Raw genomic sequence first — 22740 nt, 5'->3', positions numbered from 1 at the left:
GTCCACCCCGGACGACGCGATCGGCCAACGCCTGGCGGGCTCACGCCTCCTGCCGGAGTGGGGACGGCCGTAGTTCGGGTGCGGGTGGCTGGGGGAGGCACCCTGCCAGCGCCGGTAAGCGTCCCCCCGCCCCCCGCTCCTACTCGAACTCCGTCCCCCCCTTCCGCGTCAGGTACGCCGGGCTCACCGCCTTCGCGATCGCCCGCCCCCCGGTCACCGTGCTGTACCGCTCCACCACCGGCCGGATCACCACACCCTCGCGCAGGTGCAGCCCCCGCCCGGACACGGTCTCCCGTCCGCTCGCCACCTCCAGCACCCGCTCGATGTCGTACGGCCCCTCGAACAGCCGTGGTACCAGCGGCAGCTCGCCCGCCAGGAACTCCGCCGCGTCCAGCCACCGCACCGCCCCGTCGAACTCCGCCGACACGTCGAACGCGGCGTACCCGAGGGACTCCCGTCGACCGTCGGCGCCGTACGTCAGGTCCTGGACCCCCGCGCCGTACACCTCCCCGAAGATCCCGACCCGGTGCGCGCCGAGCCGTTCGGCGAGTCGGCGGGCCGCCTCGGCGACGCCGTGGCCGCGCACCGCCCGCCAGTAGAGGTTGCGCGGATCCTCCTTGAGGGCCAGGGACTTCGCGCCGAAGCCCTTCGAGGACACGTACACCCGGTCCTCGTCGGCGACATAGGTGACCAGGCACGCCGAGCCGTGCAGCTTCTCGGTGAGGACCACCGGCTCGCCGGGCTCGAAGATGCCGGGGTAGCGCTGGATGTTCTCGATGTCCACCCAGGGCAGCAGGCCGGGTGCCGACTCGACGTCCCCGTTCATCGTGGGCGGGACCGGCGGCACCCACTTGGTGATGCCGAGCCGCTCCGCGAAGTCGGTGCCCTCCGCCGCGGCCCGCACCAGGTCGACGTCGGCCAGCGCCTTCGGGCGGCACACGATGCCCTGCGACAGCTCGCCGCGCAGCCGCACCGCCCTGACCCGGTCCGCGTTGCTCCCCGCGAGCCGCCCGGTCAGCCCCAGTTCCCCGATCAGCTCGGCCGGCAGCACGGCCTGCTCGGGGATGTACAGGGCGGTCTCGCCGGTGCGGTACACGCCCTTGGCGACGACCGCGCGGTAGAGGCCCACCTGGGCCAGCTCCAGCGCGTCGGCGTTGGGGTGCTCGTGGACGGTCAGCACTTCGGCGGTGACGCGCAGCGTCGACATCGGTGCTCCTCGCTCGGAGGGAACCCGCGGGGTTCCTCAGCTGGGTTTCATCGGACCCAACTCTCCGGACGGGAAACGGGTGGAACCAGCGGATTAGCCGCTGCTATGGCGCTGTCGGGAGCGGTCGCCCGCCACGGGCCACCGGGCAGTTGGGGGGTGCGGCATCCCCGGCGCACCCCCACGTGGTCAGGCCGACATGAGAAGCCGCCCGCGCCTGGCACAGGCCAGGGCCTCGGCGGTGAGCACCGGACGCGGCACCAGGATCCCGCAGTCCGTGCAGACCGGACCGGCGGAGGGCTCGTGGTCCAGGTCGTACTTCCAGATGAGGCGCTCCCCGGCGCACACCGGGCAGACCGCGCCCGGCTCGCGCTCCAGGGCGGCGATCAGCCGTCGCAGCACCTCGGCGAGTGGTTCGTCGGGATGGACCCGTGGGTCGTCGCACCAGGCCACTCCGAATCCGCCCCAGGTCAGCCGGTGCCAGTCGTCCACGCTGCCCGGGCGGCGCAGCCCGTCGTGCTTCTCCTTCTTGCGGCGCTCGGCGAACTCGCCCTCATAGGCGAGCCATACCGTCCGCGCCTCCTCCAGCTCCTCCAATGCGCCCACGAGACGCACCGGATCGGGGGACCGGTCCTCGGGACCGAACCCGGCCCGGGAGCAGAGATGGTCCCAGGTCGCGCGGTGCCCGTAAGGAGCGAACCGCTCCAGGCACTTGCGCAGCGAGTAACGCCGTAGCGCCAGATCGCACCGTGGGTCTCGCACCTGTCTCGCCAGACTCCGGAAACCGGCCATCGCCCTGCACCTCCGTCACACCTGCAGCTGTACTTCGGTCACTTCGGCGTCGCCGCACGGGCTCCGCGCGGCGTTGCCGTATAGACGTATCGACACTCGAATCGGCTCCATCCGATTTCCGATGCCGTCCATAAGGCCGCCCGCCTTGACCGACGGCCGGTGACACCGCCGACGCGCGCGACCACTCCAAAACTTGACGCATGTTCATCTTCAATCCCGGGGATACCGGCGGTAACGTCCGGCACCACCCCCGTCGTGAGGAGCTGCCATGCCACGGCGCACCAGACATCACGCGTTGTTCGACAGACTGAGAACTCCCCGCAAGCTCCCCGGGTTCCTGAAAGCCGCATCCGTGTGCGCGCTCATCGCCGGGCTGCTCTCCCCGCTGGCCCAGGCGACCCCGGCGGCGGCCGCGGCGTCCAACGACTACTGCGGCGGCCAGTGTTCCGACATCCTGCCGCCCGGCGAGAACGGCAACGCCACCCTCGCCCAGATCCTGCTCAACCAGATCTTCGGCACCCAGCCCGACCACGCCGAGGACCAGCTGGGCACCTACAACAGCCTGGCCACGGGCTACTCCACCCTCACCGACGCGAAGATCAACACGTTCTTCAACGACTCGTCGTTCGGGGTCGCTTCCGATCAAGTCGCCTCCACCGAGAACCCGGCCGGCCGCAGCGACGTCACCATCGTCCGCGACAAGAAGACCGGTGTGCCGCATATCACCGGTACCACCAGATACGGCACGGAGTTCGGCGCCGGGTATGCGGCCGCTGAGGACCGGCTGTGGCTCATGGACGTGTTCCGGCACGTCGGCCGCGGCCAGCTCACCACCTTCGCCGGCGGCGCCGCCTCCAACCAGGGCCTGGAGCAGGAGTTCTACCGCAACGCCCCCTACTCCGAGGCCGACCTCCAGGCGCAGATCGACAACGCGGTCGCCAACAACGGCGCCCGCGGCCAGCAGGCCCTCGACGACGCCAACGCCTACCTCGCCGGCATCAACTCCTACATCGACGCCTCCGACAGCGGCCGGTACTTCCCCGGCGAGTACGTGCTGACCGGGCACAAGGACTCGATCACCAACGCCGGCACGATCGACCACTTCAAGATCACCGACCTGGTGGCGCTGGCCTCCGTGATCGGCGCGCTGTTCGGATCCGGCGGCGGCGGCGAGGTCAACAACGCCATATCGCTGCTCGCCGCCCAGGAGAAGTACGGCGTGACGGAGGGCACCAAGGTCTGGGAGTCGTTCCGCGAGCGCAACGACCCCGAGGCCGTGCTCACCGTCCACAACGGCGAGAGCTTCCCGTACGGCACCAAACCGGACAACCCGCAGGGCGAGGCGCTGCCCGACGCCGGCTCGGTGACCACCGAGCCCCTGGTCTACAACGCCACCGGCACCGGCGCCGACCAGAGCGCCACCGCCGCGTCCGAGACGGCGACCAAGACCGCGCTCAGCTCGGCCAGGCGCGGCATGTCCAACGCCCTCGTCGTCAGCGGCAAGTACACCGCGAGCGGTCACCCCATCGCCGTGTTCGGACCGCAGACCGGCTACTTCGCGCCACAGCTGCTCATGCTCCAGGAGATCCAGGGCCCGGGCATCAGCGCCCGCGGCGCCTCCTTCGCGGGGCTGAGCATGTACGTCGAACTGGGCCGCGGCCAGGACTACGCGTGGTCCGCGACCACCTCCGGGCAGGACATCATCGACTCCTACGCGGTCGAGCTCTGCCAGGACGACTACCACTACCTGTTCCACGGCACCTGCACGGCCATGGACGAGGTCGAGCAGACCAACTCCTGGAAGCCGACCACCGCCGACGGCACGGCCGCCGGCTCGTACACCATGAAGGTCTGGAAGACCAAGTACGGCCCCGTCGAATACCGGGCCACCGTCGGCGGGAAGAAGGTCGCCTACACCACCCTGAGATCCTCGTACATGCACGAGGCCGACTCGATCATCGGCTTCCAGATGCTCAACGATCCCGACTACGTGAAGAGCCCGCAGACCTTCCAGAGCGCGGTGCAGCACATCAACTACACGTTCAACTGGTTCTACGCCGACTCCACGCACACCGCGTACTACAACAGCGGCAACAACCCGGTGCGGGCCACCGGAGTCGACGCCGAGTTCCCGGTCTGGGGCCAGGCCGCCTACGAGTGGCAGAACTGGAACCCGGCCACCAACACGGCCGACTACACCCCGGCCGCCCAGCACCCGCAGTCGATCGACCAGGACTACTACGTCTCCTGGAACAACAAACAGGCACTGAACTACACGACCGCGAGCTGGGGCGACGGCTCGGTCCACCGCGGCAACCTGCTCAACGACCGGGTCAAGAAACTCGTCGCCGCCGGCGGTGTCACCCGGTCCGCGCTCGTCAAGGCCATGGCGGACGCGTCGCTCACGGACCTGCGGGCCGAGGACGTGCTGCCGAACCTGCTGAAGGTGATCAACAGCAGTACGGTGACCGACTCCACGGCCGCCGCGGCCGTCACCAAGCTCCAGACCTGGCTGACCGCGGGCGGCAAGAGAACGGAGACCTCGGCGGGCTCGAAGACGTATGCCAACGCCGACGCCATCCGGATCCTGGACGCCTGGTGGCCGCTGCTGGTCAAGGCCGAGTTCCAGCCGGGCCTCGGTGACGACCTGTACACCGCATTCACCAACAACCTGTACATCGACGAGACCCCGTCGGCCGCCCACGGCCCGACCGGTGCGCATGCCGGAAGCTCCTTCCAGTACGGCTGGTGGAGTTATGTCGACAAGGACATCCGGTCGGTGCTCGGGCAGACCGTGTCGGGGCCGCTCGCCGAGCAGTACTGCGGCGGCGGCAGCCTCAGCGCCTGCCGGGACATCCTCATCAGCACCCTGAAGACGGCGGCCGGCACCAGCGCGTCCACCGTCTACCCCGGGGACTCGCTGTGCTCGGCGGGCGACCAGTGGTGCGCCGACTCGATCGTGCAGCGCACCCTGGGCGGCATCAAGCACTACAACATCAGCTGGCAGAACCGGCCGACCTTCCAGCAGGTCGTGGAGTTCACCTCACACCGGTGAGCCGTACTCCGGTGAGCTTCACTTCAGTGAGCCTCACTCCGGTGAGCTGATGCCCCACGGCGGCGGGGTCACGCGATGTGCCCCGCCGCCAGCACCACCCGCGCCAGTTCGGGGTGCACGATGTCGCTGTGCGCCCCGGACGGCGGCCCGCCGTTCCTGACGACCGCCGCCGCGTCGACGTTCACACAGCCCGGCGCGGCGAGCGGGCCGCGCAGCGCCGCCGCCAGGTCCAGCGACCGGGTCCCGGGCACCTCCTGGACGCCGTCGTGGCCCATGGCACCCCACCTGTCGCCCAGCATCCGCGCCACGTCCTCGCCCAGCGCCGACTCGCAGTCGTCCGCCATCCGCGAGGCCAGCGGGTACAGCGTGCCGAGCGACTCGTCGAAGTGGGAGTAGCAGCACACCAGCGGTCCGTCGATCCGGTTCTGCTGTCCCTGGAGCACTCCGCCGACGCGCGGATCGTGCGGCAGCCGGGCGGCGAACGCGTAGTGCGAGAAGGCCCCCTGGAGCAGGGTCACGGACTTCACCGTGCGCACCCCGTCGGGCAGCCCGCGCAGCGCGAACGACACCAGCCGCCCGCCGAAGCTGTGCCCCACCAGATGCACCCGCACCCCCGGTGCCGCCGCGGCCAGCTGCCCGACCACCCGCCCGAGCCCACGCTCCCCGACGGTCCCCGCGCGCCGCTTCATCGCGTAGTACGTCGCCTGCCGCAGCAGCTCCTTCGCGCCGTCCCAGGGGTTCGGCAGCGCGAACCCGGCCGCGGCGCCGCCCCCCTGGAGGGCGGCCAGCGCCGCCGCGAACTCCTCGCACAGGGCCGTGACGTCCCCGGTGAACAGCACGGGCTCGCTCTGCGGGACGCCCTCCGCGAGCGTGTCCGCCGCGAACAGCGGCTGCGGGCCGCCGGGGACCACCTCGACCAGCAGCCGTACCAGCCGCCCGAACTCCGCCAGCTCGTTCGCCGGCCGCTGGTCCAGCATCCGCGCGATCTGGTCGACCACGGTGGCCCGCCCCGGGAACGTCTCCAGCAGCGCGTGCCGGGTGTCCTGGTCGAGCACGGACGCCGGTGACCGCTCCGCCTCCGCGGCCACCACGGTCTGCGGGAAGTCGGGGATCGGCTCGTCGCAGAACCGCATCGACGGCCAGATCACCCCGGCGTACCCGATCCGCGCCTTCGGTACGAGCTTCGGGATCGGTGCGAAGAACCGCCGGTAGAGGCGGGTCGCACCCGTACGGTCGTTGTTCCAGCCGTGCGCGAAGACGATCAGGTCATGCAGGCCGTGGCCGCCGATCTCGCCCAGCAGCCGGTCGCGTTCGGCGCCGTCCGGGTCCCCGTCGGCGTCGAAGGTCAGCTCCCAGTAGGGAGCCACGCTCATCCCAGGATCCGCCATACCAGGCTCCTCGTCCCCCGAACCGGTGCGATGTGCGCGCATCGTCCCGCTGCGGGGCAAGGTTGGCCATACACCGCGCCTCACCTGTAGAGGAGAAATTCCTTTCGGACCCGGCGGAATGCGGCGAGTTCGTCCTGCCAGGCGCCGACGATTTCGTCCGGGCCCGCGCCGGCGTCGATCATCGTGCGCACGCCGGTGGATCCGGTGAGCTTGTCGATCCAGCCGTCCTCGCGCCAGGCGAAGCCGCTCCACACCTTCTTCGCGGTGACCAGCAAGGCGATTCCGGTGCGTACCGGGTCGTAGGCGGCCCGGTCGTGCACATGGATCTGCACCCCGCCGACGGTCCTGCCCTGGAACTTGGAGAAGGTCGGCGCGAAGTACGCCTCCCGGCACCGCACGCCCGGCAGCGCGAACTCGTTCGCGGCGGCCGCCCAGCGCGCGTCGATGCCCTCCGCGCCCAGCAGTTCGAAGGGGCGGGTGGTGCCGCGGCCCTCGGACAGGTTGGTCCCCTCGAAGAGACAGGTCCCCGAGTAGACCAGGGCGGTGTCCGGGGTGGGCATGTTGGGGCTCGGCGGCACCCACGGCAGGCCGTACGCGTCGTGGAAGCGGGAGCGCCGCCAGCCCGTCATCGGTACGACGTCCAGCTCGACCGGCGCATCCAGGAACTCCGCGTTGAACAGCCGCGCGAGCTCGGCGACCGTCATGCCGTGCGCCTGCGCGATCGGCTGCCGGCCGACGAAACTGGCGAACTCCCGGTGCAGGACCGGGCCCTGGGCCGTGCGGCCGGTCACCGGGTTCGGGCGGTCGAGGACGACGAAGCGCTTGCCTGCCGTCCGGGCGGCAGCCATGCAGTCGTACAGCGTCCAGATGTACGTGTAGAAACGGGCGCCGACGTCCTGGATGTCGAAGACGACCGTGTCCACGCCGGAGGCGGTGAAGACGTCGGCGAGGGGCTGTCCGCTCTTGAGATACGTGTCGTAGACGGGGAGGCCGGTCGCCGGGTCGTCGTGGCGGCCCTCGGAGCCGCCGGCCTGGGCGGTGCCACGGAAACCGTGCTCGGGGCCGAAAACGGCCCTGAGCTGCACGCGGGGGTCGGCGTGCATGACGTCGACGATGTGGCGGGCCTCCCGGGTGATGCCGGTGGGGTTGGTGACGATGCCGACCTTCTGGGCGGCGAGGAGGGCGTAGCCGTCGGCGGCGAGGCGGTCGAAGCCGGTGCTGAGGTGACCGTGGGCGTCGGCTGTGGTGGCCGTGGGTAGGGCTGTCACGGCTGCTGCGGATGCCGTGGCCGTGGTGAGCAGAGCTCTTCTGGACAGGCGCATGGGGTGACCTCCACGTTGAGCGCTCCCGCACGAAGTTTTGCAGGCTGCGGGCCGTATGTGGCTGATCGCGCAGTTCCTCCCCCAGCCTTCGGCCGGGGGGACCCCCAGCGCCCCTTTCGGGGCGCGTTGCAGTGGACCCTTTTCTCAAACATACCGACCGGTTAGTGTGTCGTTGCTGAGCCGAGTCTGGTCGCGTCGTGTCGAAGGAGACCGATGGTGGGAGCCGTGCAAGATGCCCGAGTCGTCGTCACCGGGGCGGGAGGGGGCATCGGGGCCGCCCTCGCCCGCCGGTTCGCCGCCGAGGGTGCTCGCGTCGTCGTGAACGACCTGGACGGGGAGAAGGCGGCCGCCGTCGCCGCGGAGATCGGCGGGATCGCCCTTCCGGGGGACGCGTCCGGCATCGTCGGCGCCGCCCGGGACGCGCTCGGCGGGGGCGTCGACGTCTACTGCGCCAACGCCGGGCTCGGGTCGGGCGGGTCCGAGGCGGCCGAGCCGGCCGTGTGGGAATCGGCCTGGGACGTCAACGTCATGGCTCATGTACGGGCCGCCCAGGAGCTGGTGCCGGAGTGGCTGGAGCGGGGGAGCGGGCGGTTCGTGTCCACGGTGTCCGCCGCCGGACTGCTCACCATGATCGGCGCCGCGCCCTACAGCGTGACCAAGCACGCCGCATACGCCTTCGCCGAGTGGCTGTCGCTGACGTACCGGCACCGCGGCCTGAAAGTACACGCCATCTGTCCGCAGGGCGTCCGTACCGACATGCTCGCCGCCACCGGCAGCGCGGGCGATATCGTGCTCCAGCCGACCGCCATCGAACCGGAGGCCGTCGCCGACGCGCTGTTCAAGGGGATGGCGGAGGACCGGTTCCTGATCCTGCCGCACCCCGAGGTCGCCGACTTCTACCGGGCACGGGCCACCGACCCGGACCGCTGGCTGACGAGCATGAACCACATCCAGCAGAAGTGGGAGGCCACCCGGTGACCGTGTCGGAGACCGAGTCGATCTACACCGCCCGGCCCTGGGTGAACCTGCTCAACGAGGCCCAGCGCGGGCCGGTCGAGCCGCCCGCCTCGCTGGTGCACGCCCTGCGGGCCGCCGTGGCCGAGGCGCCCGACCGCACCTGCCTCACCTACTTCGACGCCCGCCTCAGCTTCCGCGAGGTCGACGAGCTGAGCGACTCGGTCGCCGCCCGTCTCGCCGAGCGCGGCCTGGAGCGCGGCGACCGGGTCGCCGTCATCCTGCAGAACTCGCCGCACTTCGTGCTCGCGCTGCTCGGCGCCTGGAAGGCGGGCGCGACCGTCGTGCCGGTCAACCCGATGTACAAGTCGGGAGAGGTCACGCACGTCCTGCGGGACGCCGAGGTGGCCGCGCTGGTCTGCTCGCAGCGGGCCTGGGAGTCGTACCTGCGCGAGACGGCCGCCGGCTCGCCGGTGCGGATCGTGCTCACCGCGAGCGAGCTGGACTTCCAGACGCGTGACGACGCGCGCGTGCTGGCCTTCGAGCGGCTGCCGCAGGCCGCCGACGCCGAGGACCTGGTCGCCGTCGCCCGGCAGGGCGGGAAGGCACCCGAGGGGCGCGATCCGGAGCCCTCCGACATCGCCCTGATCAGCTACACCTCGGGCACCAGCGGCACCCCCAAGGGCGCCACCAACCTGCACTCCAACATCATGTACAACGCGGAACGGCAGCGGACCGGGCTCGCGCTGCCCGACGCGCCGGTCTACTACGCCCTCGCGCCCCTCTTCCACATCACCGGCATGGTCTGCCAGCTCTGCGCCTGCCTCACCAGCGTGGGCACCCTCGTGCTGACCTACCGCTTCGAGCCGGGCCTGGTCCTGGAGGCGTTCGCCGAGCACCGCCCGCAGTACACGGTCGGCCCGTCCACCGCGTTCATGGCCCTGGCCGCCCACCCGGACGTCACCCCGGAGCACTTCGCCTCCTTCGTCAACATCTCGTCGGGCGGCGCGCCGCTGCCGCCGGCCCTGGTGGAGAAGTTCCGCGCCGGGTTCGGGCCGTACATCCGCAACGGCTACGGGCTGACCGAGTGCACCGCGCCCTGCGCCTCGGTGCCGCCGGAGCTGGAGGCGCCCGTCGACCCGGTCTCCGGGACCCTCGCGGTCGGGGTGCCCGGCCCGGACACGGTCGTCCGCATCATCGACGACGAGGGCAACGAGATGCCCTTCGGCGAACAGGGCGAGATCGCCGTACGCGGGCCGCAGGTGGTGCCCGGGTACTGGCGGCGGCCCGAGGCCACCGCCGAGACCTTCCCGGACGGCGAACTGCGCACCGGCGACATCGGGTTCATGGACCCGCAGGGCTGGCTGTACGTCGTCGACCGCAAGAAGGACATGATCAACGCGTCCGGCTTCAAGGTCTGGCCGCGCGAGGTCGAGGACGTGCTGTACACCCATCCGGCGGTACGCGAGGCGGCCGTCGTCGGGGTGCCGGACGGCTACCGCGGCGAGACCGTCAAGGCCTACATCAGTCTTCGCCCGGGAACTGCAACCGACCCGGACGATCTCGCCCTCTATTGCAAGGAGAGACTGGCCGCTTACAAATATCCGCGCCAGGTGGAGATCCTGCCCGACCTGCCGAAGACGGCAAGTGGGAAGATCCTCCGACGGGAACTGCGTTCCCGACCGCAACAGGATTAGCGGATCTACGAGAAAGGCAGGTGGCGGCAGTGCCCAGGACGACGGACGGAGACGGGGCTCCTGTTCCGCAGCGGCTTCTTGCCGCCGCCACCCGGCTCTTCGCGGAGCAGGGGTACGACCGCACCTCCGTGCAGGAGATCGTGGAGGCGGCCGGCGTCACCAAGGGGGCGCTGTACCACTACTTCGGCTCCAAGGACGACCTCCTGCACGAGGTGTACGCGCGCGTGCTGCGCGTCCAGCAGGAACGGCTCGACGCCTTCGCGAACGCGGACGAGCCGATCGAGAAGCGGCTGCGGGGCGCGGCGGCGGACGTGGTCGTCACGACCATCGAGAACCTCGACGACGCGATGATCTTCTTCCGCTCCATGCACCACCTGAGCCCGGAGAAGAACAAGCAGGTGCGCGCCGAGCGCCGGCGCTACCACGAACGCTTCCGCGCGCTCGTCGAGGAGGGCCAGCGCGAGGGCGTCTTCTCCACCGCGACCCCGGCCGACCTCGTCGTCGACTACCACTTCGGCTCGGTCCACCACCTGTCGACCTGGTACCGCCCCGACGGCCCCATGACCCCCCAGGAGGTCGCCGACCACCTGGCCGACCTGCTGCTCCGGGCGCTGCGCCCCTAGGGGCCGGACCGGAGAACACCCGGATCGTCAGCGCCACCGATGGCGGCGCGCCGAGGCGTACGCATAGTCTCGCCCGCATGGCAGATGCGTTTGCGGGCGTCCGGCTGCTCGGGCCGCCGGTCACCGACGGCGAGTACATCGGGCTGAACGAGCACGAGACGGTGCACCTGCACGAGTACACGCGGATCTACGCCGTGCCCGGCCTCTACGAGCATGTCGTCCAGGAGCGGCTGCAGTGCGTGTCGCCGCAGGTCGCGGCCGAGGGGCTGCTGCGCGCGGCCGCGCGCCTCGGCTTGGCGCCGGAGTCGATGACGGTCCTTGACGTGGGCTCCGGCACCGGGCTGGTCGGCGAACTCGTGCGTGGCGGCGGCGTGGCCCGGGTCGTCGGGGTCGACGCGCTGCCGGCGGCACGCGAGGCGTGTCTGCGCGACCGGCCGGGTGTCTACGCCGACTACGTGGTCGGCGACTTCCAGCTCGGCGACGGACTCGGTGCGGCGCTACGCCCGTACGCGTTCGACGGGTTGGTGTCGGCCGGCGCGTTCGGCGGTACGCATGCCACGCCTCGGGCACTGGTCAACGCGCTCGGGGTGCTGCCGTCGGGTGCGCCCGTGGCCTTCACCCTCCACGAGCAGTGGATGGACGAGGCCGATCCGGACGGGTTCGGCGTCGCCGTCGAGCGGCTGGTGGCCGACGGACGTCTCGAACTCCTCGAACGGACCCGGTTCCGGCACCGGGTGACGACGACCGGCGAGCCGGTCTTCTACCAGCTGCTGGTGGGCCGGACCGGCTGAGGCGGACGGCGAGGGGCGAGGGGCCGGTGCGGGCATCGGCATGCCCGCAGCGGCCCCGAACCGGGCTTCGCCTACAGGTACTTCTTCAGTTCCCGGCGCGCCAGCGAGCGCTGGTGCACCTCGTCCGGGCCGTCGGCGATCATCAGCGTGCGGGCCCCGGCGTACAGGTCGGCCAGCGGGAAGTCCTGGCTGACACCGCCCGCGCCGTGCAGCTGGATCGCCCGGTCGATGATGTCGACGACCGCACGCGGCGTGGCGATCTTGATGGCCTGGATCTCGGCGTGGGCGCCCCGGTTGCCGACGGTGTCCATCAGCCAGGCCGTCTTGAGGACCAGCAGCCGCAGCTGCTCGACCGTCACCCGGGCGTCGGCGATCCAGTTGTGCACCACACCCTGCTGGGCCAGCGCCTTGCCGAATGCCTGACGGGAGACGGCCCGGCGGCACATCAGCTCGATCGCCCGCTCGGCCATGCCGATCAGCCGCATGCAGTGGTGGATCCGGCCCGGACCGAGCCGGGCCTGGGCGATGGCGAAGCCGCCGCCCTCCTCGCCGACCAGGTTCGTCACCGGCACGCGCGCGTGGTCGAAGACCACCTCGGCGTGGCCGCCGTGCGAGTGGTCCTCGTAGCCGAAGACCTTCATCGCCCGCTTCACGGTGACGCCCGGGGTGTCGCGCGGCACCAGGACCATGGACTGCTGGCGCCGGATGTCGGTGCCGTCCGGGTCGGTCTTGCCCATCACGATGAAGATCCTGCAGTCCGGGTTCATCGCCCCGGAGATGTACCACTTGCGGCCGGTGATGACGTAGTCGTCGCCATCCCGCTCGATGTGCGTGGTGATGTTGGTGGCGTCCGAGGAGGCCACCTCCGGCTCGGTCATCGCGAACGCGGAGCGGATCTCGCCGGCGAGCAGCGGCTCCAGCCACTGCTTCTTCTGCGCGTCGTCGGCGAACTGGGCCAGCACCTCCATGTTGCCAGTGTCCGGGGCCGCGCAGTTCAGCGCGGTGGGCGCCAGGTGCGGGGAGCGGCCGGTGATCTCGGCGAGCGGCGCGTACTGGAGGTTGGTGAGGCCCGCGCCGTACTCGGCGTCGGGCAGGAAAAGGTTCCACAGGCCCTGCCTGCGCGCCTCGGCCTTCAGCTCCCCGACCACGGCCGGGGTGTCCCACGGCGAGGCCAGCGCGGCCCGCTGCTCCTCGGCCACCGTCTCGGCCGGGTAGACGAACTCGTCCATGAAGGCGAGAAGCTTGGCGCGCAGTTCCTCGGTGCGTGCGTCGAACGCGAAGTCCATGGCCGGTCAGCCTTCCTGAAGAGTGGTCAGTCCGTGCTCGATGAAGACGGGGACGAGCTCGCCGATGCGGTCGAAGCCCTGCCCGAGCGTCTGGCCCAGCGTGTACCGGTAGTGGATGCCCTCCAGGATCACGGCGAGCTTGAACCAGGCGAACGCCGTGTACCAGGAGATGTGCGAGACGTCCCGCCCCGAGCGGGCGGCGTACCGCTCGACCAGCTCCCGCGGGTCGGGGTGGCCCGGCGCCTCGGCGGTCGTCGACACCGGCGAGTCGGGCGCGCCCAGCGGCAGGCTGTACATCACCAGCAGGCCCAGGTCGGTCAGCGGGTCGCCGAGCGTGGACATCTCCCAGTCGAGGATCGCCTTGATCCTGTCGTCGTCGCCGATCAGGACGTTGTCCAGGCGGTAGTCGCCGTGGATCACCGTGGGAGCGGGGGAGTCGGGCAGGCGGCGGCCCAGGGTCGCGTGCAGCTCGTCGATGCCGGCCAGCTCGCGGTTGCGGGAGGCGTCCAGCTGCTTGCCCCAGCGGCGCAGCTGGCGGTCCAGGAAGCCCTCCGGGCGGCCGAAGTCGGCGAGGCCGACCTCCGCGGGGTCCACGGCGTGCAGCTCGACCAGCGTGTCCACCAGGGACAGCACGGCGTTGCGGGTGCGCTCGGGGCCGAGCGGGGCGAGCTGCTCGGAGGTGCGGTACGGGGTGCCCGCCACGAACTCCATCACGTAGAACGGCGCGCCGAGCACGTCGTCGTCCTCGCACAGCAGCACCGGGCGCGGCACCGGTACCTCGGTCGGGTACAGCGCACTGATCACCCGGTGCTCGCGCTTCATGTCGTGCGCGGTGGCCAGGACGTGGCCCAGCGGCGGCCGGCGCACCACCCACTTCGAGCCGCCGTCGGAGATCGCGTAGGTGAGGTTCGACCGGCCGCCCTCGATCAGCCTTCCGGTCAGCGGACCGGTGACCAGGCCGGGGCGCTCGCGGTCGAGCAGGCCGCGCAGCCGGTCGAGATCGAGTCCGGGCGGGTGGTCGGGGCTCATGCATCGCTCCTACGAACGAATGAACAGGACCCGACTTATGATGCCGACCAGTCGGTATGTCGTCCAGCGCGTGAGCCAAACGTGACCGGGACCACCCTACGGCCCGTACGGCGGGTGACGGCTCCCCGCGCGCGGAGCGGGCAGCCGTCACCGGCGGAGACCGGCTCGGGACCGGCTCAGGACCGGCTCAGTGGTCGTCCCAGTGGCCGTTGTGCTCGGCGTGCCGGTGGCCGTCGTGCAGGTAGTCGACGTGGTCGCCGTGCAGGACGCCGGTGTGCCCGCAGCCGTCGCCGTGCCGGTGCTCGTGTGCCTCGTGGGTGACGTGACCGTCGGGCTCGCACTCGTCCCAGTGGCCGCCGTGCTCGCGGTGCAGGTGCCCGTTGTGTGCGTAGTCGACGTGGTCGCCGTGCGGCACCTGGTCGTGCCCGCAGCCCGGTCCGTGGCTGTGGCCGTGCGCGGCGTGTTCCTGATGGAGGGTGGTCATGGTGCTCGCCTTCAGGGGTGCGGGGTTCAGGGGTGTGGCGTGACGCCGACGGACAGGCTGCCACGCAAACGGCGCATATGCGGGCATCCCGGTTGCGTGGCGTCCGAGTACCCCGGAGGGTCGTGTGCATGAAAGGCATCAGCTACAGCCGGTACGGCGGCCCCGAGGTGCTGGAGTACGGCGAGGTCAAGGACCCGAAGGTCGGCCCCGACTCGGTGCTGGTGAAGGTCCGGGCGGCGGCCGTGAACCCGGTCGACTGGAAGTGCCGTGAGGGCCATCTGCACGGCATCATGGACGCCGTCTTCCCGGTGATCCCCGGCTGGGACGTCTCCGGCGTCGTCGTCCAGCCCGGCCCGGCCGTCACCGAGTTCGCGGTCGGCGACGAGGTGATCGGCTACGTCCGCGAGGACTTCCTCTCCCGCGGCACCCTCGCCGAGTACGTCGCCGCCCCGGTGCGCACCCTCGCCCGCAAACCGCGCAACCTCACCTTCGAACAGGCCTCCGGGCTGCCGCTGGCCGGCCTCACCGCCTACCAGGTGCTGGTCCACGCCCTGGAGGTCAGGCGCGGCGAGACGGTCCTGGTGCACGCCGCCGCCGGCGGGGTCGGCTCACTCGCCGTCCAGATCGCGGCCCACCTCGGTGCCCGGGTCATCGGCACGGCGAGCGAGCGCAACCACGACTTCGTCCGGGAACTCGGCGGCGAGCCGGTGGCCTACGGCCCGGGGCTGGCCGAACGCGTGCGGGGGCTGGCCCCGGAGGGGGGGGCCGCCGTCTTCGACACCGTCGGCGGGGAGACTCTGACCGTCTCGGCGAACCTGCTCGCCCCCGAGGGGCGGATGGCCTCGATCGCCGACCCGGACGTCGTCGACTTCGGCGGCCGCTACTGCTGGGCGCGGCCCGACACCGAGGACCTGAACCGGCTCACCGCGCTCGCGGAACAGGGTGCGGTGACCGTCCATGTCGCCGAGACGTTTCCGCTGAAGGCGGCGGCCGACGCGCAGCGCCGCAGCCAGGAGGGGGGAATCCGGGGCAAGCTGGTGGTCACCGTGGACTGGCCGGAGGAGGGCTGAGCCGGGGCTCACACGACCAGGGCGGCGGCGCACAGCGCGATGGCGACCGTGCACAGCACCGCCCCGGCCGCCTGCCGGGGGGCCAGCGCCGCCGGGCGGCCGGCGACCGCGAGGGCGCGGATACGGCGGTGGGCCACCAGGAGGAACCCCAGCCACAGGACGCAGCAGGCTGCGCAGGCGACCACGCCGGCGGCCGAGGTGCTGCCGTGCAGTGCGGTCTTCGCCGCGAGTACGCCGGCGACGGTCGCCGACAGGGTCGTACGGCGCCAGGCCAGCCGGGTCCGCTCCGGCTGCAGCCCGGGGTCGCGGGCCGGCTCCGTCATCCCTCCCACCCGACGAGCACGACGACGACCATCGCGACGGCGACCACCGCGATGACCACGCTCAGCAGCGCCGGGAACCGGGACACCGGCAGGTCCTCACCGCGCCGCATCGCCCGCTCGCAGCGCATCCAGTGGTTCACGGCACGCAGCGAGCAGAGGACGCCTGCGGCGAGGAGTGCGAGGGCGAGGCCGATGCGCCAGCCGCGGCCGAGGTCGGGCAGGAACTGGTCCACGGCGAAGCCGCCGCCGATGAGGGCGAGGGCGGTGCGCAGCCAGGCGAGGAAGGTCCGCTCGTTGGCGAGGGAGAAACGGTAGTCGGGGGTCGTGCCCTCCTGCCGCACGGCCTCGGGGGCGAACCACAAACGGACGTTCCGCGCGAATTCGATCACGTGCCGGAAGCCTACCGGGGGGTCGGGGGCCGTGGTCGTTCGGCTGCGGGTGCGTGGGGGCTGGTCGCGCAGTTCCCCGCGCCCCTTACGGGGCGCTGCCCAGCCGTGGCTCACATGGCTGCGGCCTCTGGGGAGGCACCCGGCAAGCGCCGGTAAGCGTCCCCGCCCGCACCTCAGCCCCGCCACTCCCGCAGCCGCTCCCACGCCGCCACCCCGTCCGGTACCCACTCCCACTCCCCGAGCCGCGACACCAGCTCCTCCTCGCTCAGGAAGTCGTGCCACGCCACCTCCTCCACCTGCGGCCGTACCGGCAGCTCGCAGCGCACCTCGTACACCGCCGACCACCAGCTCTGCCCGGCGCCGTCGTCATAGAGGAACTTGAAGAGGAACGTCGGCCGGGGGAGACCGCTCACGCCCAGTTCCTCCTCGGCCTCCCGCAGCGCCGCGTCGTCGTAGGACTCGCCCGCTCCGACCACACCGCCGACGAACATGTCGTACAGGGAGGGGAAGACCAGCTTGGTCGCGGTGCGGCGGTGGACGAAGAGGCGGCCGGCGGCGTCGCGGGCCTGGATGAACACGCAGCGGTGGCGCAGGCCCCGGGCGTACGCCTCGCCGCGCGGGGACGTGCCGGTCACCTGGTCGTTCTCGTCGACGATGTCGAGGATTTCGTCAGCAGCGCTCATGCCGCCATCCAAGCAGGCGGACGGCCGTCGCCGGGGCCAGCTGCGGCCGGCCGGCGTCAGCGCGGCTGGAGGTCGAGCGACGGCTCCTTCGGTGCCGTACCGCGCGGCATCGCCGGATGCAGCCCGAGCAGCACGATGCCCGCCACGATCGCCGCGAGCCCCGCCGCCTCCCAGGCCAGCGCCCCGGTGTCGGTGCGCAGCCGGTCCCCGAGGAAGCCCACTCCGCACAGGATCCCGGCGAGCGGCTGGGCCGCGGTGAGCGCGGGCAGCGAGTTGCGCAGCTCCGCCGTCTCGAAGGCGCTCTGGACGAGGATCAGCCCGGTGACCCCGAGGACCAGCACGCCGTACGGCTGCCAGCCGGTGAGGACCTCCATGATGCCGCCCTCGGAGAAGCGGGTGCCGGTGACCCGGGTCAGCGCGTCCTGGACGCCGTAGAGCAGGCCGGCCGCGAGGGCGAGGAGGGTCGGTCCCGCGCTGAGGCGGGAGCGTTTGGCGTAGGTCGTGAGCAGCAGGGCTATGCCGACCATCACGCCGATGATCAGCCAGTGCCGCAGCGGGTTGGCGATGGCGTCGCCGCCGCGTGGCTGGCCCGCCAGGATGAACGTGGTCACCCCGCCCGCGAGCAGGATCAGACCCGCCCAGCCCTGGTGGCTGAGGGGATGCCTGGTCTGGTGCCGGGAGAGCGCGAGGGCGAACAGGAGGTTCGTCGCGAGCAGTGGTTCGACGAGCGAGATCTCGCCCTTGCCGAGGGCGATCGCGCCGAGGATCATGCCGGCCACCATCAGGCCGATACCGCCGAGCCAGCGCGGCACCCGCATCAGGTCGAGCAGCAGCCGGGGCGAGAGGAAGTCGCTGAGCGGTGCCTTCTGGGCGACGTTCTGCTGGAGCACGAACCCGAAGCCCAGGCAACAGGCCGCGCTCACGGCGAGAATCAGAACCAGAACGGACACGCTGCGTACCTCGATCTGCGGCCGGGCTACGGAGTGCGTAGTGGCCGACTGTAGCGCTCCCGGATGAGGATTGCGCCGGGAGTACCGGGAACCGGGCGGTTGACTCGGTCACGCCGCCCGGGTCGATCACGGCGGGCGGGCAGGGGCGGCGACGGGACCCTACGGCCATGGTCCGACGCCCGGGCGGACCGCGCCATGGCGTACGCCACAACCGGAACCCGGAGCCCCACGGCCACCGTACGCCAACGGGACCCCGGCGCGCGCCAAGTTCCGCTTCGCACAAGGTAGTTGAACAGAGTACGAGCCCCGTTCAGCTTGACGCAAAGTCTTGGCTGGGGGTTTGCTGTGCGTGATCGGCCGATGGCAGCCCGACAACCAGGAAGTTCCGCGGTGCCCCCAACCCCGCCCCTCTTAGGCCCAGGCCCGGCCCTCTCCGGCCCCGGCCCGGCCGTCGCCGATGCTCCCCGTGTCCCGGCGCATCCCGGGTGCGAACACTGCCCCGACGACGCCCTCGGCGACGCCGAACTCATCTCCGCGCGGGCCGCGTTGGCCCAGGGCCGCTGGCAGTCCGCCCGCTCCCTGTTGCTCCACACGGGTGACGACTGGGACCGTCGCGGCCACCGGACCACCGTCCTCGCCCGCGAGCCCTACGCCATCGCCTGGGCCCGCGAGTGGCTGCTCGCCGAGCCCGGCTCCGCCGGCGCCGCCACCCTGTACGCCATGGCCCTGGTCCGGCGCGCCCTGCGCGGCAAGGAGGAGCCGGAGCAGGCCCGCGAGGCCTGCGCCGGCGCCGCCGCGCTCGCCCCCGCCGACCCCACCCCCTGGCTCGGCCTCCTCCTGCTGGCCCGCTACCTGGGCACCGGCGAGGAGACGCGCCGGATCTTCGCCGAGGTGCGCCGCCGCCATCCCGAGCACCACCACGCCCACCACCTGATGGCGGCCCGGATCGCGGAGACCGAGACCCGCGGGACGTACGAGCTGTGCGCCTTCGCGGAACGCGCGGCGGCCGAGGCCCCGGCCGACTCCCCGCTCGCCGTTCTGCCGGTCGTCGCGTACACCGAACGCCACCGGGTGCTGGCCGCCGCCGGCCGGGCCCCCGCCGACCCGGCCGCCGCCGGGCACTGGACCGAGCCGTCGGCGCTGCGCGCCCTGGGCGCGGCCTTCGACTGGTGGCTGGAGTGGGGGATCGAGGAGCATCCCCGCCGTTACGTCGACCTCAACCACCTCGCCCACGCCACCTTCGGCGCCGGCCGGTACGCCGAGGCCGCGGCCCTGTTCCAGCGGATCGGCCGCCATGCCACCCCGGCACCCTGGTCGTACCCGGACCGCGACCCGTGCGAGGCGTTCCGGGCGGCCCGGGAGCGGACGCTGGGAGGCTGAGGGGAGGTTCATGAGAAGAGGTTGTGGATTCCTTACGGCCGCCGGATTCCGTGGCCGAACACGCCCCGATGGTGTTCGAATGAGTGCGTGAACTCTGAACAATCCGAGGAGCGGCGGCGCGCCGAGGAGGGCACCCCGGTCGGCCGCCGGGTGTTCCTCGGCACCATCGGTCTCGGCGCGCTCGGCCTGGTGACCGCCCCGGTGCTGCAACGCATGACCGAGACGGTCCTCGGCGCCTTCTCCGGCAAGGACCCCACGGGCCTGACCGGGCTCCTCCCGAACGGCGGCGGCTTCCGGTACTACTCGGTGACCGGGTCCGTGCCGGACAAGACCGCCGCGAACTACCAGCTGAAGATCGACGGGCTCGTCGACAAGCCGCAGACATACACCCTGGCCGACCTGCAGGCCCTGCCGCAGACCAAGCTGGTCAAGGACGTCCAGTGCGTGACCGGCTGGCGGGTCCCCGACACGCCCTTCGAGGGCGTCCGGCTCTCCCACCTCCTGGACCTGGCGGGCGTCCGGGACACCGCCAGGGCGATCCACTTCACCTGCTTCGACGGGGCGTACACCGAGAGCCTCACCCTCGACCAGGCGCGCCGGCCGGACGTCCTGGTCGCGTTGCGCATGCAGAACAAGGCCATCACCCACGACCACGGCGGCCCGGTCCGCCTGTACGTCGCTCCCATGTACTTCTACAAGTCGGCCAAGTGGCTCTCCGGCATCACGGTCAGCGACAAGGTCGAACCGGGCTACTGGGAGAAACTGGGCTACGACGTCGACGCCTGGGTCGGCCGCTCGAACGGACGTGACGATGAGCCTACGAGCTGAGGCCCCGGCCGCCACGGACCGGCTGCACCGCTTCACCCCGGCCGAGCGCTGGATCCACCGCACGACGGCGCTGCTGATGGGCGTCTGCGTCGCGACGGCCGCCTGTCTCTACATTCCGCAGCTGGCGATCCTCGTCGGCCGCCGGGAACTGGTGGTCCGCATCCACGAGTGCGCGGGCCTCGCCCTGCCCGTCCCGGTCGTGCTGGGCCTCGCCTCCCGCGCCTTCCGCAGGGACCTCGGCTTCCTGAACCGTTTCGGCCCCCACGACAAGCTGTGGCTGGCCGCCGCCCTGAGCCGTGACAAGCGCCCGTCCTCCCGCCCGGCGGGCAAGTTCAACGCCGGCCAGAAGATCTACGCGAACTGGATCGCCGGCGCGACCCTCGTCATGCTCGCCACGGGTCTGCTGATGTGGTTCACCCACCTCACCCCCCTGATGTGGCGCACCTCGGCCACCTTCGTCCACGACTGGCTGGCCCTCACCATCGGCATCGTCCTCGCCGGCCACGTCGGCATGGCCCTGGGCGACCCGGAGGCCCGCAGAGGCCTGCGCACCGGCACAGTGAGCAGAGACTGGGCCAAGCGCGAACACCCACTGTGGCGACCGTAGCCGCCTGACAGGCCCGTCGAACCCACTCCGCCGGCAAACCGGGCACCGCCGGATTCCGCCGTCGTGGCCGATCGCCGTCGCGGCGGGGAGAACGGCGAAGGCCGCCGGCTCCGGCACGTAACGGGCCCCGGAATGCCCGGCAGAAGCGCTCCGGCGGCGCATCGGGCAACGGCGGATGCCGCCGCTCCCTTCATCCCGCCGCGACGGCCATCAGCCGAGACGGCGGAGTCCGGCGGTGCCCCACTGGCCGTACTGCCGGATTCCGCCGTCGTGGCCGATCACCTTCGCGGCGCGGAGAACCGTGCGGGCCGTCGCTTCCTCGGCCTTGCGAGGCCGTTCAACGCCGCCGCTCCCCTGATTCCGCCGCAACGGCCAGCAGCCGGGACGGCGGAGTCCGGAGGTGCCGAGTGATGCGCAACCGCCGGACTCCGGTTCCGTGCTGCCGCTAGATCAGCAAGGACAGCAGCAGCACCAGCCCGCCCGCGACCACCGAGATGATCGTCTCCATGACCGACCAGGTCTTGATCGTCTGGCCGACGCTCAGGCCGAAGTACTCCTTCACCAGCCAGAATCCCGCGTCGTTGACATGGCTGAAGAACAGCGAGCCGGCGCCGATGGCCAGGACCAGCAGGGCCGTGTGGGCCGTGGACATGTCGGCGGCGAGGGGGGCCACCAGGCCCGCCGCGGAGACCGTGGCGACCGTCGCGGAGCCGGTCGCGAGGCGGATCGCGACGGCGATCAGCCAGGCCAGCAGCAGGGCCGGGATCGACCAGTCCTTGGAGACCTCCAGGATCATCTGGCCGACGCCGCAGTCGATCAGCGTCTGCTTGAAGCCGCCGCCCGCGCCGACGATGAGGAGGATGCCCGCGATGGGCATGAGCCCCTTCTCGACGGTCTGCGAGATCCGCTCCCGGGAGAACCCGGCCGGCCGGCCCAGCGTGAACATCCCGACGATCACCGCCGCGAGCAGCGCGACCAGCGGGGAGCCGACGACGTCGAAGACGCGCTGGACGGTGTCCGCCGGGTCGTCGACGACTATGTCGACCAGCGCCTTGGACAGCATCAGGACGACCGGCAGCAGGATGGTGGCGAGGGTGGCGCCGAAGCCGGGGCGGTGCTCCAGCTTCTCGGACGGGCGCTGCGGGAGCATCCGGTCGGGGGCCTGCACGTCCACCCAGCGGGCGGCGACCTTCGAGAACAGCGGGCCGGCGATGATCACGGTCGGGATCGCGACCAGGACGCCGAGGGCCAGGGTCACGCCCAGGTTCGCGTGGACCGCGTCGATCGCGACCAGCGGGCCGGGGTGCGGCGGCACCAGGCCGTGCATCACGGACAGGCCGGCCAGGGCCGGGATGCCGATGCGCATCAGGGAGTAGTTGCCGCGCTTGGCGACCATCAGCACCACCGGGATCAGCAGCACGATGCCGACCTCGAAGAACAGCGGCAGCCCGACCACGGAGGCGATCAGCACCATCGCCCAGGGCATCGCCCGGCCGCCGGCCCTGGCGAGGATCGTGTCGACGATCTGGTCGGCGCCGCCGGAGTCGGCCAGCAGCTTGCCCAGGATCGCCCCGAGCGCGATCAGGACACCCACGCCGGCGACGGTGGCGCCGAGCCCGGTGGTGAAGCTGGTGATGGCCTTGTCGAGCGGCGCCCCGGCGAACGCGCCGAGCGCGAGCGAGCCGATGGTGAGCGCCAGGAAGGCGTGGAGCTTGAACTTGGTGATGAGCAGGACGATGACGGCGAAGCCCAACAGGACGGCGATGCCGAGCCGGGCGTGCCCGGCCGAGGTGATGGGCGCGACGGTGTCCGCTGCCAGCATCTCGACGCTGAGTCTGGTCACGGGGGTTCCTTGCAGTGACGGGAAATGGGGGAGAGAGGGGAG

At 71.6% G+C, this 22740-nt stretch carries 21 protein-coding genes; 9 read left to right on the top strand and 12 right to left on the bottom strand.

Annotated features, from left to right (window positions below; translation table 11 throughout):
• Positions 1-139: 139 nt before the first annotated feature.
• Together ACFZB3_RS42825 and ACFZB3_RS42820 are read right to left on the bottom strand one after the other, a co-directional pair.
• Complete coding sequence (locus ACFZB3_RS42825) at positions 140-1207, bottom strand: RNA ligase (ATP) (protein WP_391387301.1); 1068 nt, start codon at positions 1205-1207, stop codon at positions 140-142.
• 186 nt (positions 1208-1393) lie between these two features.
• On the bottom strand, positions 1394-1996 hold the full coding sequence (locus ACFZB3_RS42820; protein ID WP_391387298.1) for a hypothetical protein: 603 nt from the start codon (positions 1994-1996) through the stop codon (positions 1394-1396).
• Between the two features lie 268 nt (positions 1997-2264).
• Between ACFZB3_RS42820 and ACFZB3_RS42815 the strand changes: the two genes are divergently transcribed.
• The gene (locus tag ACFZB3_RS42815) at positions 2265-5051 is read left to right on the top strand and encodes a penicillin acylase family protein (RefSeq protein ID WP_391387295.1); all 2787 of its coding nucleotides are present in this window, start codon (positions 2265-2267) and stop codon (positions 5049-5051) included.
• A gap of 68 nt (positions 5052-5119) precedes the next feature.
• Here the strand turns inward: ACFZB3_RS42815 and ACFZB3_RS42810 are convergent, their stop codons facing one another.
• Together ACFZB3_RS42810 and ACFZB3_RS42805 are read right to left on the bottom strand one after the other, a co-directional pair.
• Positions 5120-6439, bottom strand: a complete 1320-nt coding sequence (locus ACFZB3_RS42810) for a serine-threonine protein kinase (RefSeq protein WP_391387293.1) — start codon at positions 6437-6439, stop codon at positions 5120-5122.
• A gap of 80 nt (positions 6440-6519) precedes the next feature.
• A complete protein-coding gene (locus ACFZB3_RS42805) occupies positions 6520-7761 on the bottom strand; it encodes an exo-beta-N-acetylmuramidase NamZ domain-containing protein (protein WP_391387290.1) in 1242 nt (413 codons plus the stop codon).
• A 213-nt stretch (positions 7762-7974) separates the two neighbouring features.
• On the opposite strand from ACFZB3_RS42805, the gene ACFZB3_RS42800 reads away from it, so the two are divergent.
• The 4 genes from ACFZB3_RS42800 (at position 7975) to ACFZB3_RS42785 (ending at position 11826) form a co-directional block, all read left to right on the top strand.
• The gene (locus tag ACFZB3_RS42800; RefSeq protein WP_391387288.1) at positions 7975-8739 is read left to right on the top strand and encodes an SDR family NAD(P)-dependent oxidoreductase; all 765 of its coding nucleotides are present in this window, start codon (positions 7975-7977) and stop codon (positions 8737-8739) included.
• Positions 8736-10412, top strand: coding sequence for an AMP-binding protein (locus ACFZB3_RS42795; RefSeq protein ID WP_391387285.1), 1677 nt, complete (start codon positions 8736-8738; stop codon positions 10410-10412). The genes ACFZB3_RS42800 and ACFZB3_RS42795 overlap by 4 nt, the downstream gene beginning before the upstream one ends.
• A 29-nt stretch (positions 10413-10441) precedes the next feature.
• Positions 10442-11035 carry a TetR/AcrR family transcriptional regulator gene (locus ACFZB3_RS42790; protein ID WP_351703894.1) on the top strand — a complete coding sequence of 198 codons (594 nt, stop codon included), beginning with the start codon at positions 10442-10444 and terminating at the stop codon, positions 11033-11035.
• Between the two features lie 77 nt (positions 11036-11112).
• Positions 11113-11826, top strand: a complete 714-nt coding sequence (locus ACFZB3_RS42785; RefSeq protein ID WP_391387281.1) for a methyltransferase domain-containing protein — start codon at positions 11113-11115, stop codon at positions 11824-11826.
• Between the two features lie 71 nt (positions 11827-11897).
• On the opposite strand, the gene ACFZB3_RS42780 is transcribed toward ACFZB3_RS42785, so the two are convergent.
• The 3 genes from ACFZB3_RS42780 to ACFZB3_RS42770 form a co-directional block, all read right to left on the bottom strand.
• Positions 11898-13112 carry an acyl-CoA dehydrogenase family protein gene (locus ACFZB3_RS42780; protein ID WP_391387279.1) on the bottom strand — a complete coding sequence of 405 codons (1215 nt, stop codon included), beginning with the start codon at positions 13110-13112 and terminating at the stop codon, positions 11898-11900.
• Between the two features lie 6 nt (positions 13113-13118).
• On the bottom strand, positions 13119-14141 hold the full coding sequence (locus ACFZB3_RS42775; RefSeq protein WP_391387276.1) for a phosphotransferase: 1023 nt from the start codon (positions 14139-14141) through the stop codon (positions 13119-13121).
• Between the two features lie 187 nt (positions 14142-14328).
• Positions 14329-14625, bottom strand: coding sequence for a hypothetical protein (locus ACFZB3_RS42770; protein ID WP_391387273.1), 297 nt, complete (start codon positions 14623-14625; stop codon positions 14329-14331).
• A gap of 128 nt (positions 14626-14753) precedes the next feature.
• Here ACFZB3_RS42770 and ACFZB3_RS42765 point away from each other — a divergent pair, with 128 nt between their 5' ends.
• The gene (locus ACFZB3_RS42765) at positions 14754-15695 is read left to right on the top strand and encodes an alcohol dehydrogenase catalytic domain-containing protein (protein ID WP_391387270.1); all 942 of its coding nucleotides are present in this window, start codon (positions 14754-14756) and stop codon (positions 15693-15695) included.
• 8 nt (positions 15696-15703) lie between these two features.
• Here ACFZB3_RS42765 and ACFZB3_RS42760 read toward each other — a convergent pair whose 3' ends face one another.
• From ACFZB3_RS42760 to ACFZB3_RS42745, 4 genes are all read right to left on the bottom strand, one after another.
• A complete protein-coding gene (locus ACFZB3_RS42760; RefSeq protein WP_391387267.1) occupies positions 15704-16018 on the bottom strand; it encodes a DUF202 domain-containing protein in 315 nt (104 codons plus the stop codon).
• On the bottom strand, positions 16015-16407 hold the full coding sequence (locus ACFZB3_RS42755; protein ID WP_391387264.1) for a DUF202 domain-containing protein: 393 nt from the start codon (positions 16405-16407) through the stop codon (positions 16015-16017). Before ACFZB3_RS42755 ends, ACFZB3_RS42760 begins: the two co-directional genes overlap by 4 nt.
• Before the next feature lie 173 nt (positions 16408-16580).
• Positions 16581-17090 (bottom strand): NUDIX domain-containing protein, encoded by a 510-nt coding sequence (locus ACFZB3_RS42750; protein WP_391387260.1) that lies wholly within the window; start codon positions 17088-17090, stop codon positions 16581-16583.
• Between the two features lie 56 nt (positions 17091-17146).
• Positions 17147-18040 (bottom strand): DMT family transporter, encoded by an 894-nt coding sequence (locus ACFZB3_RS42745; protein ID WP_391387257.1) that lies wholly within the window; start codon positions 18038-18040, stop codon positions 17147-17149.
• Positions 18041-18430: 390 nt separating this feature from the next.
• Here ACFZB3_RS42745 and ACFZB3_RS42740 point away from each other — a divergent pair, with 390 nt between their 5' ends.
• From ACFZB3_RS42740 to ACFZB3_RS42730, 3 genes are all read left to right on the top strand, one after another.
• The gene (locus ACFZB3_RS42740) at positions 18431-19420 is read left to right on the top strand and encodes a hypothetical protein (RefSeq protein ID WP_391387254.1); all 990 of its coding nucleotides are present in this window, start codon (positions 18431-18433) and stop codon (positions 19418-19420) included.
• A gap of 87 nt (positions 19421-19507) precedes the next feature.
• On the top strand, positions 19508-20248 hold the full coding sequence (locus ACFZB3_RS42735; protein ID WP_391387250.1) for a molybdopterin-dependent oxidoreductase: 741 nt from the start codon (positions 19508-19510) through the stop codon (positions 20246-20248).
• Positions 20232-20855, top strand: a complete 624-nt coding sequence (locus tag ACFZB3_RS42730; protein ID WP_391387247.1) for a cytochrome b/b6 domain-containing protein — start codon at positions 20232-20234, stop codon at positions 20853-20855. The genes ACFZB3_RS42735 and ACFZB3_RS42730 overlap by 17 nt, the downstream gene beginning before the upstream one ends.
• Before the next feature lie 445 nt (positions 20856-21300).
• On the opposite strand, the gene ACFZB3_RS42725 is transcribed toward ACFZB3_RS42730, so the two are convergent.
• Positions 21301-22698 carry a gluconate:H+ symporter gene (locus ACFZB3_RS42725; RefSeq protein WP_391387245.1) on the bottom strand — a complete coding sequence of 466 codons (1398 nt, stop codon included), beginning with the start codon at positions 22696-22698 and terminating at the stop codon, positions 21301-21303.
• Positions 22699-22740: the final 42 nt, after the last annotated feature.

Source organism: Streptomyces sp. NPDC008092 (assembly GCF_042957285.1).
In the GTDB taxonomy this organism is placed as follows: Bacteria; Actinomycetota; Actinomycetes; order Streptomycetales; family Streptomycetaceae; genus Streptomyces.
Note: the sequence above shows the minus strand (reverse complement) of the source record. Positions and strands in the feature narration are given on the sequence as shown.

Bases quoted from the DNA above. Each gene is read 5' to 3' on its own strand.
- ACFZB3_RS42765 (WP_391387270.1), top strand. From the start codon at position 14,754: ATGAAAGGCATCAGCTACAGCCGGTACGGCGGCCCCGAGGTGCTGGAG.
- ACFZB3_RS42775 (WP_391387276.1), bottom strand. From the start codon at position 14,141: ATGAGCCCCGACCACCCGCCCGGACTCGATCTCGACCGGCTGCGCGGC.
- ACFZB3_RS42820 (WP_391387298.1), bottom strand. From the start codon at position 1,996: ATGGCCGGTTTCCGGAGTCTGGCGAGACAGGTGCGAGACCCACGGTGC.
- ACFZB3_RS42810 (WP_391387293.1), bottom strand. From the start codon at position 6,439: ATGGCGGATCCTGGGATGAGCGTGGCTCCCTACTGGGAGCTGACCTTC.
- ACFZB3_RS42785 (WP_391387281.1), top strand. From the start codon at position 11,113: ATGGCAGATGCGTTTGCGGGCGTCCGGCTGCTCGGGCCGCCGGTCACC.
- ACFZB3_RS42800 (WP_391387288.1), top strand. From the start codon at position 7,975: ATGGTGGGAGCCGTGCAAGATGCCCGAGTCGTCGTCACCGGGGCGGGA.
- ACFZB3_RS42770 (WP_391387273.1), bottom strand. From the start codon at position 14,625: ATGACCACCCTCCATCAGGAACACGCCGCGCACGGCCACAGCCACGGA.
- ACFZB3_RS42815 (WP_391387295.1), top strand. From the start codon at position 2,265: ATGCCACGGCGCACCAGACATCACGCGTTGTTCGACAGACTGAGAACT.
- ACFZB3_RS42750 (WP_391387260.1), bottom strand. From the start codon at position 17,090: ATGAGCGCTGCTGACGAAATCCTCGACATCGTCGACGAGAACGACCAG.
- ACFZB3_RS42780 (WP_391387279.1), bottom strand. From the start codon at position 13,112: ATGGACTTCGCGTTCGACGCACGCACCGAGGAACTGCGCGCCAAGCTT.
- ACFZB3_RS42825 (WP_391387301.1), bottom strand. From the start codon at position 1,207: ATGTCGACGCTGCGCGTCACCGCCGAAGTGCTGACCGTCCACGAGCAC.
- ACFZB3_RS42760 (WP_391387267.1), bottom strand. From the start codon at position 16,018: ATGACGGAGCCGGCCCGCGACCCCGGGCTGCAGCCGGAGCGGACCCGG.
- ACFZB3_RS42805 (WP_391387290.1), bottom strand. From the start codon at position 7,761: ATGCGCCTGTCCAGAAGAGCTCTGCTCACCACGGCCACGGCATCCGCA.
- ACFZB3_RS42730 (WP_391387247.1), top strand. From the start codon at position 20,232: ATGAGCCTACGAGCTGAGGCCCCGGCCGCCACGGACCGGCTGCACCGC.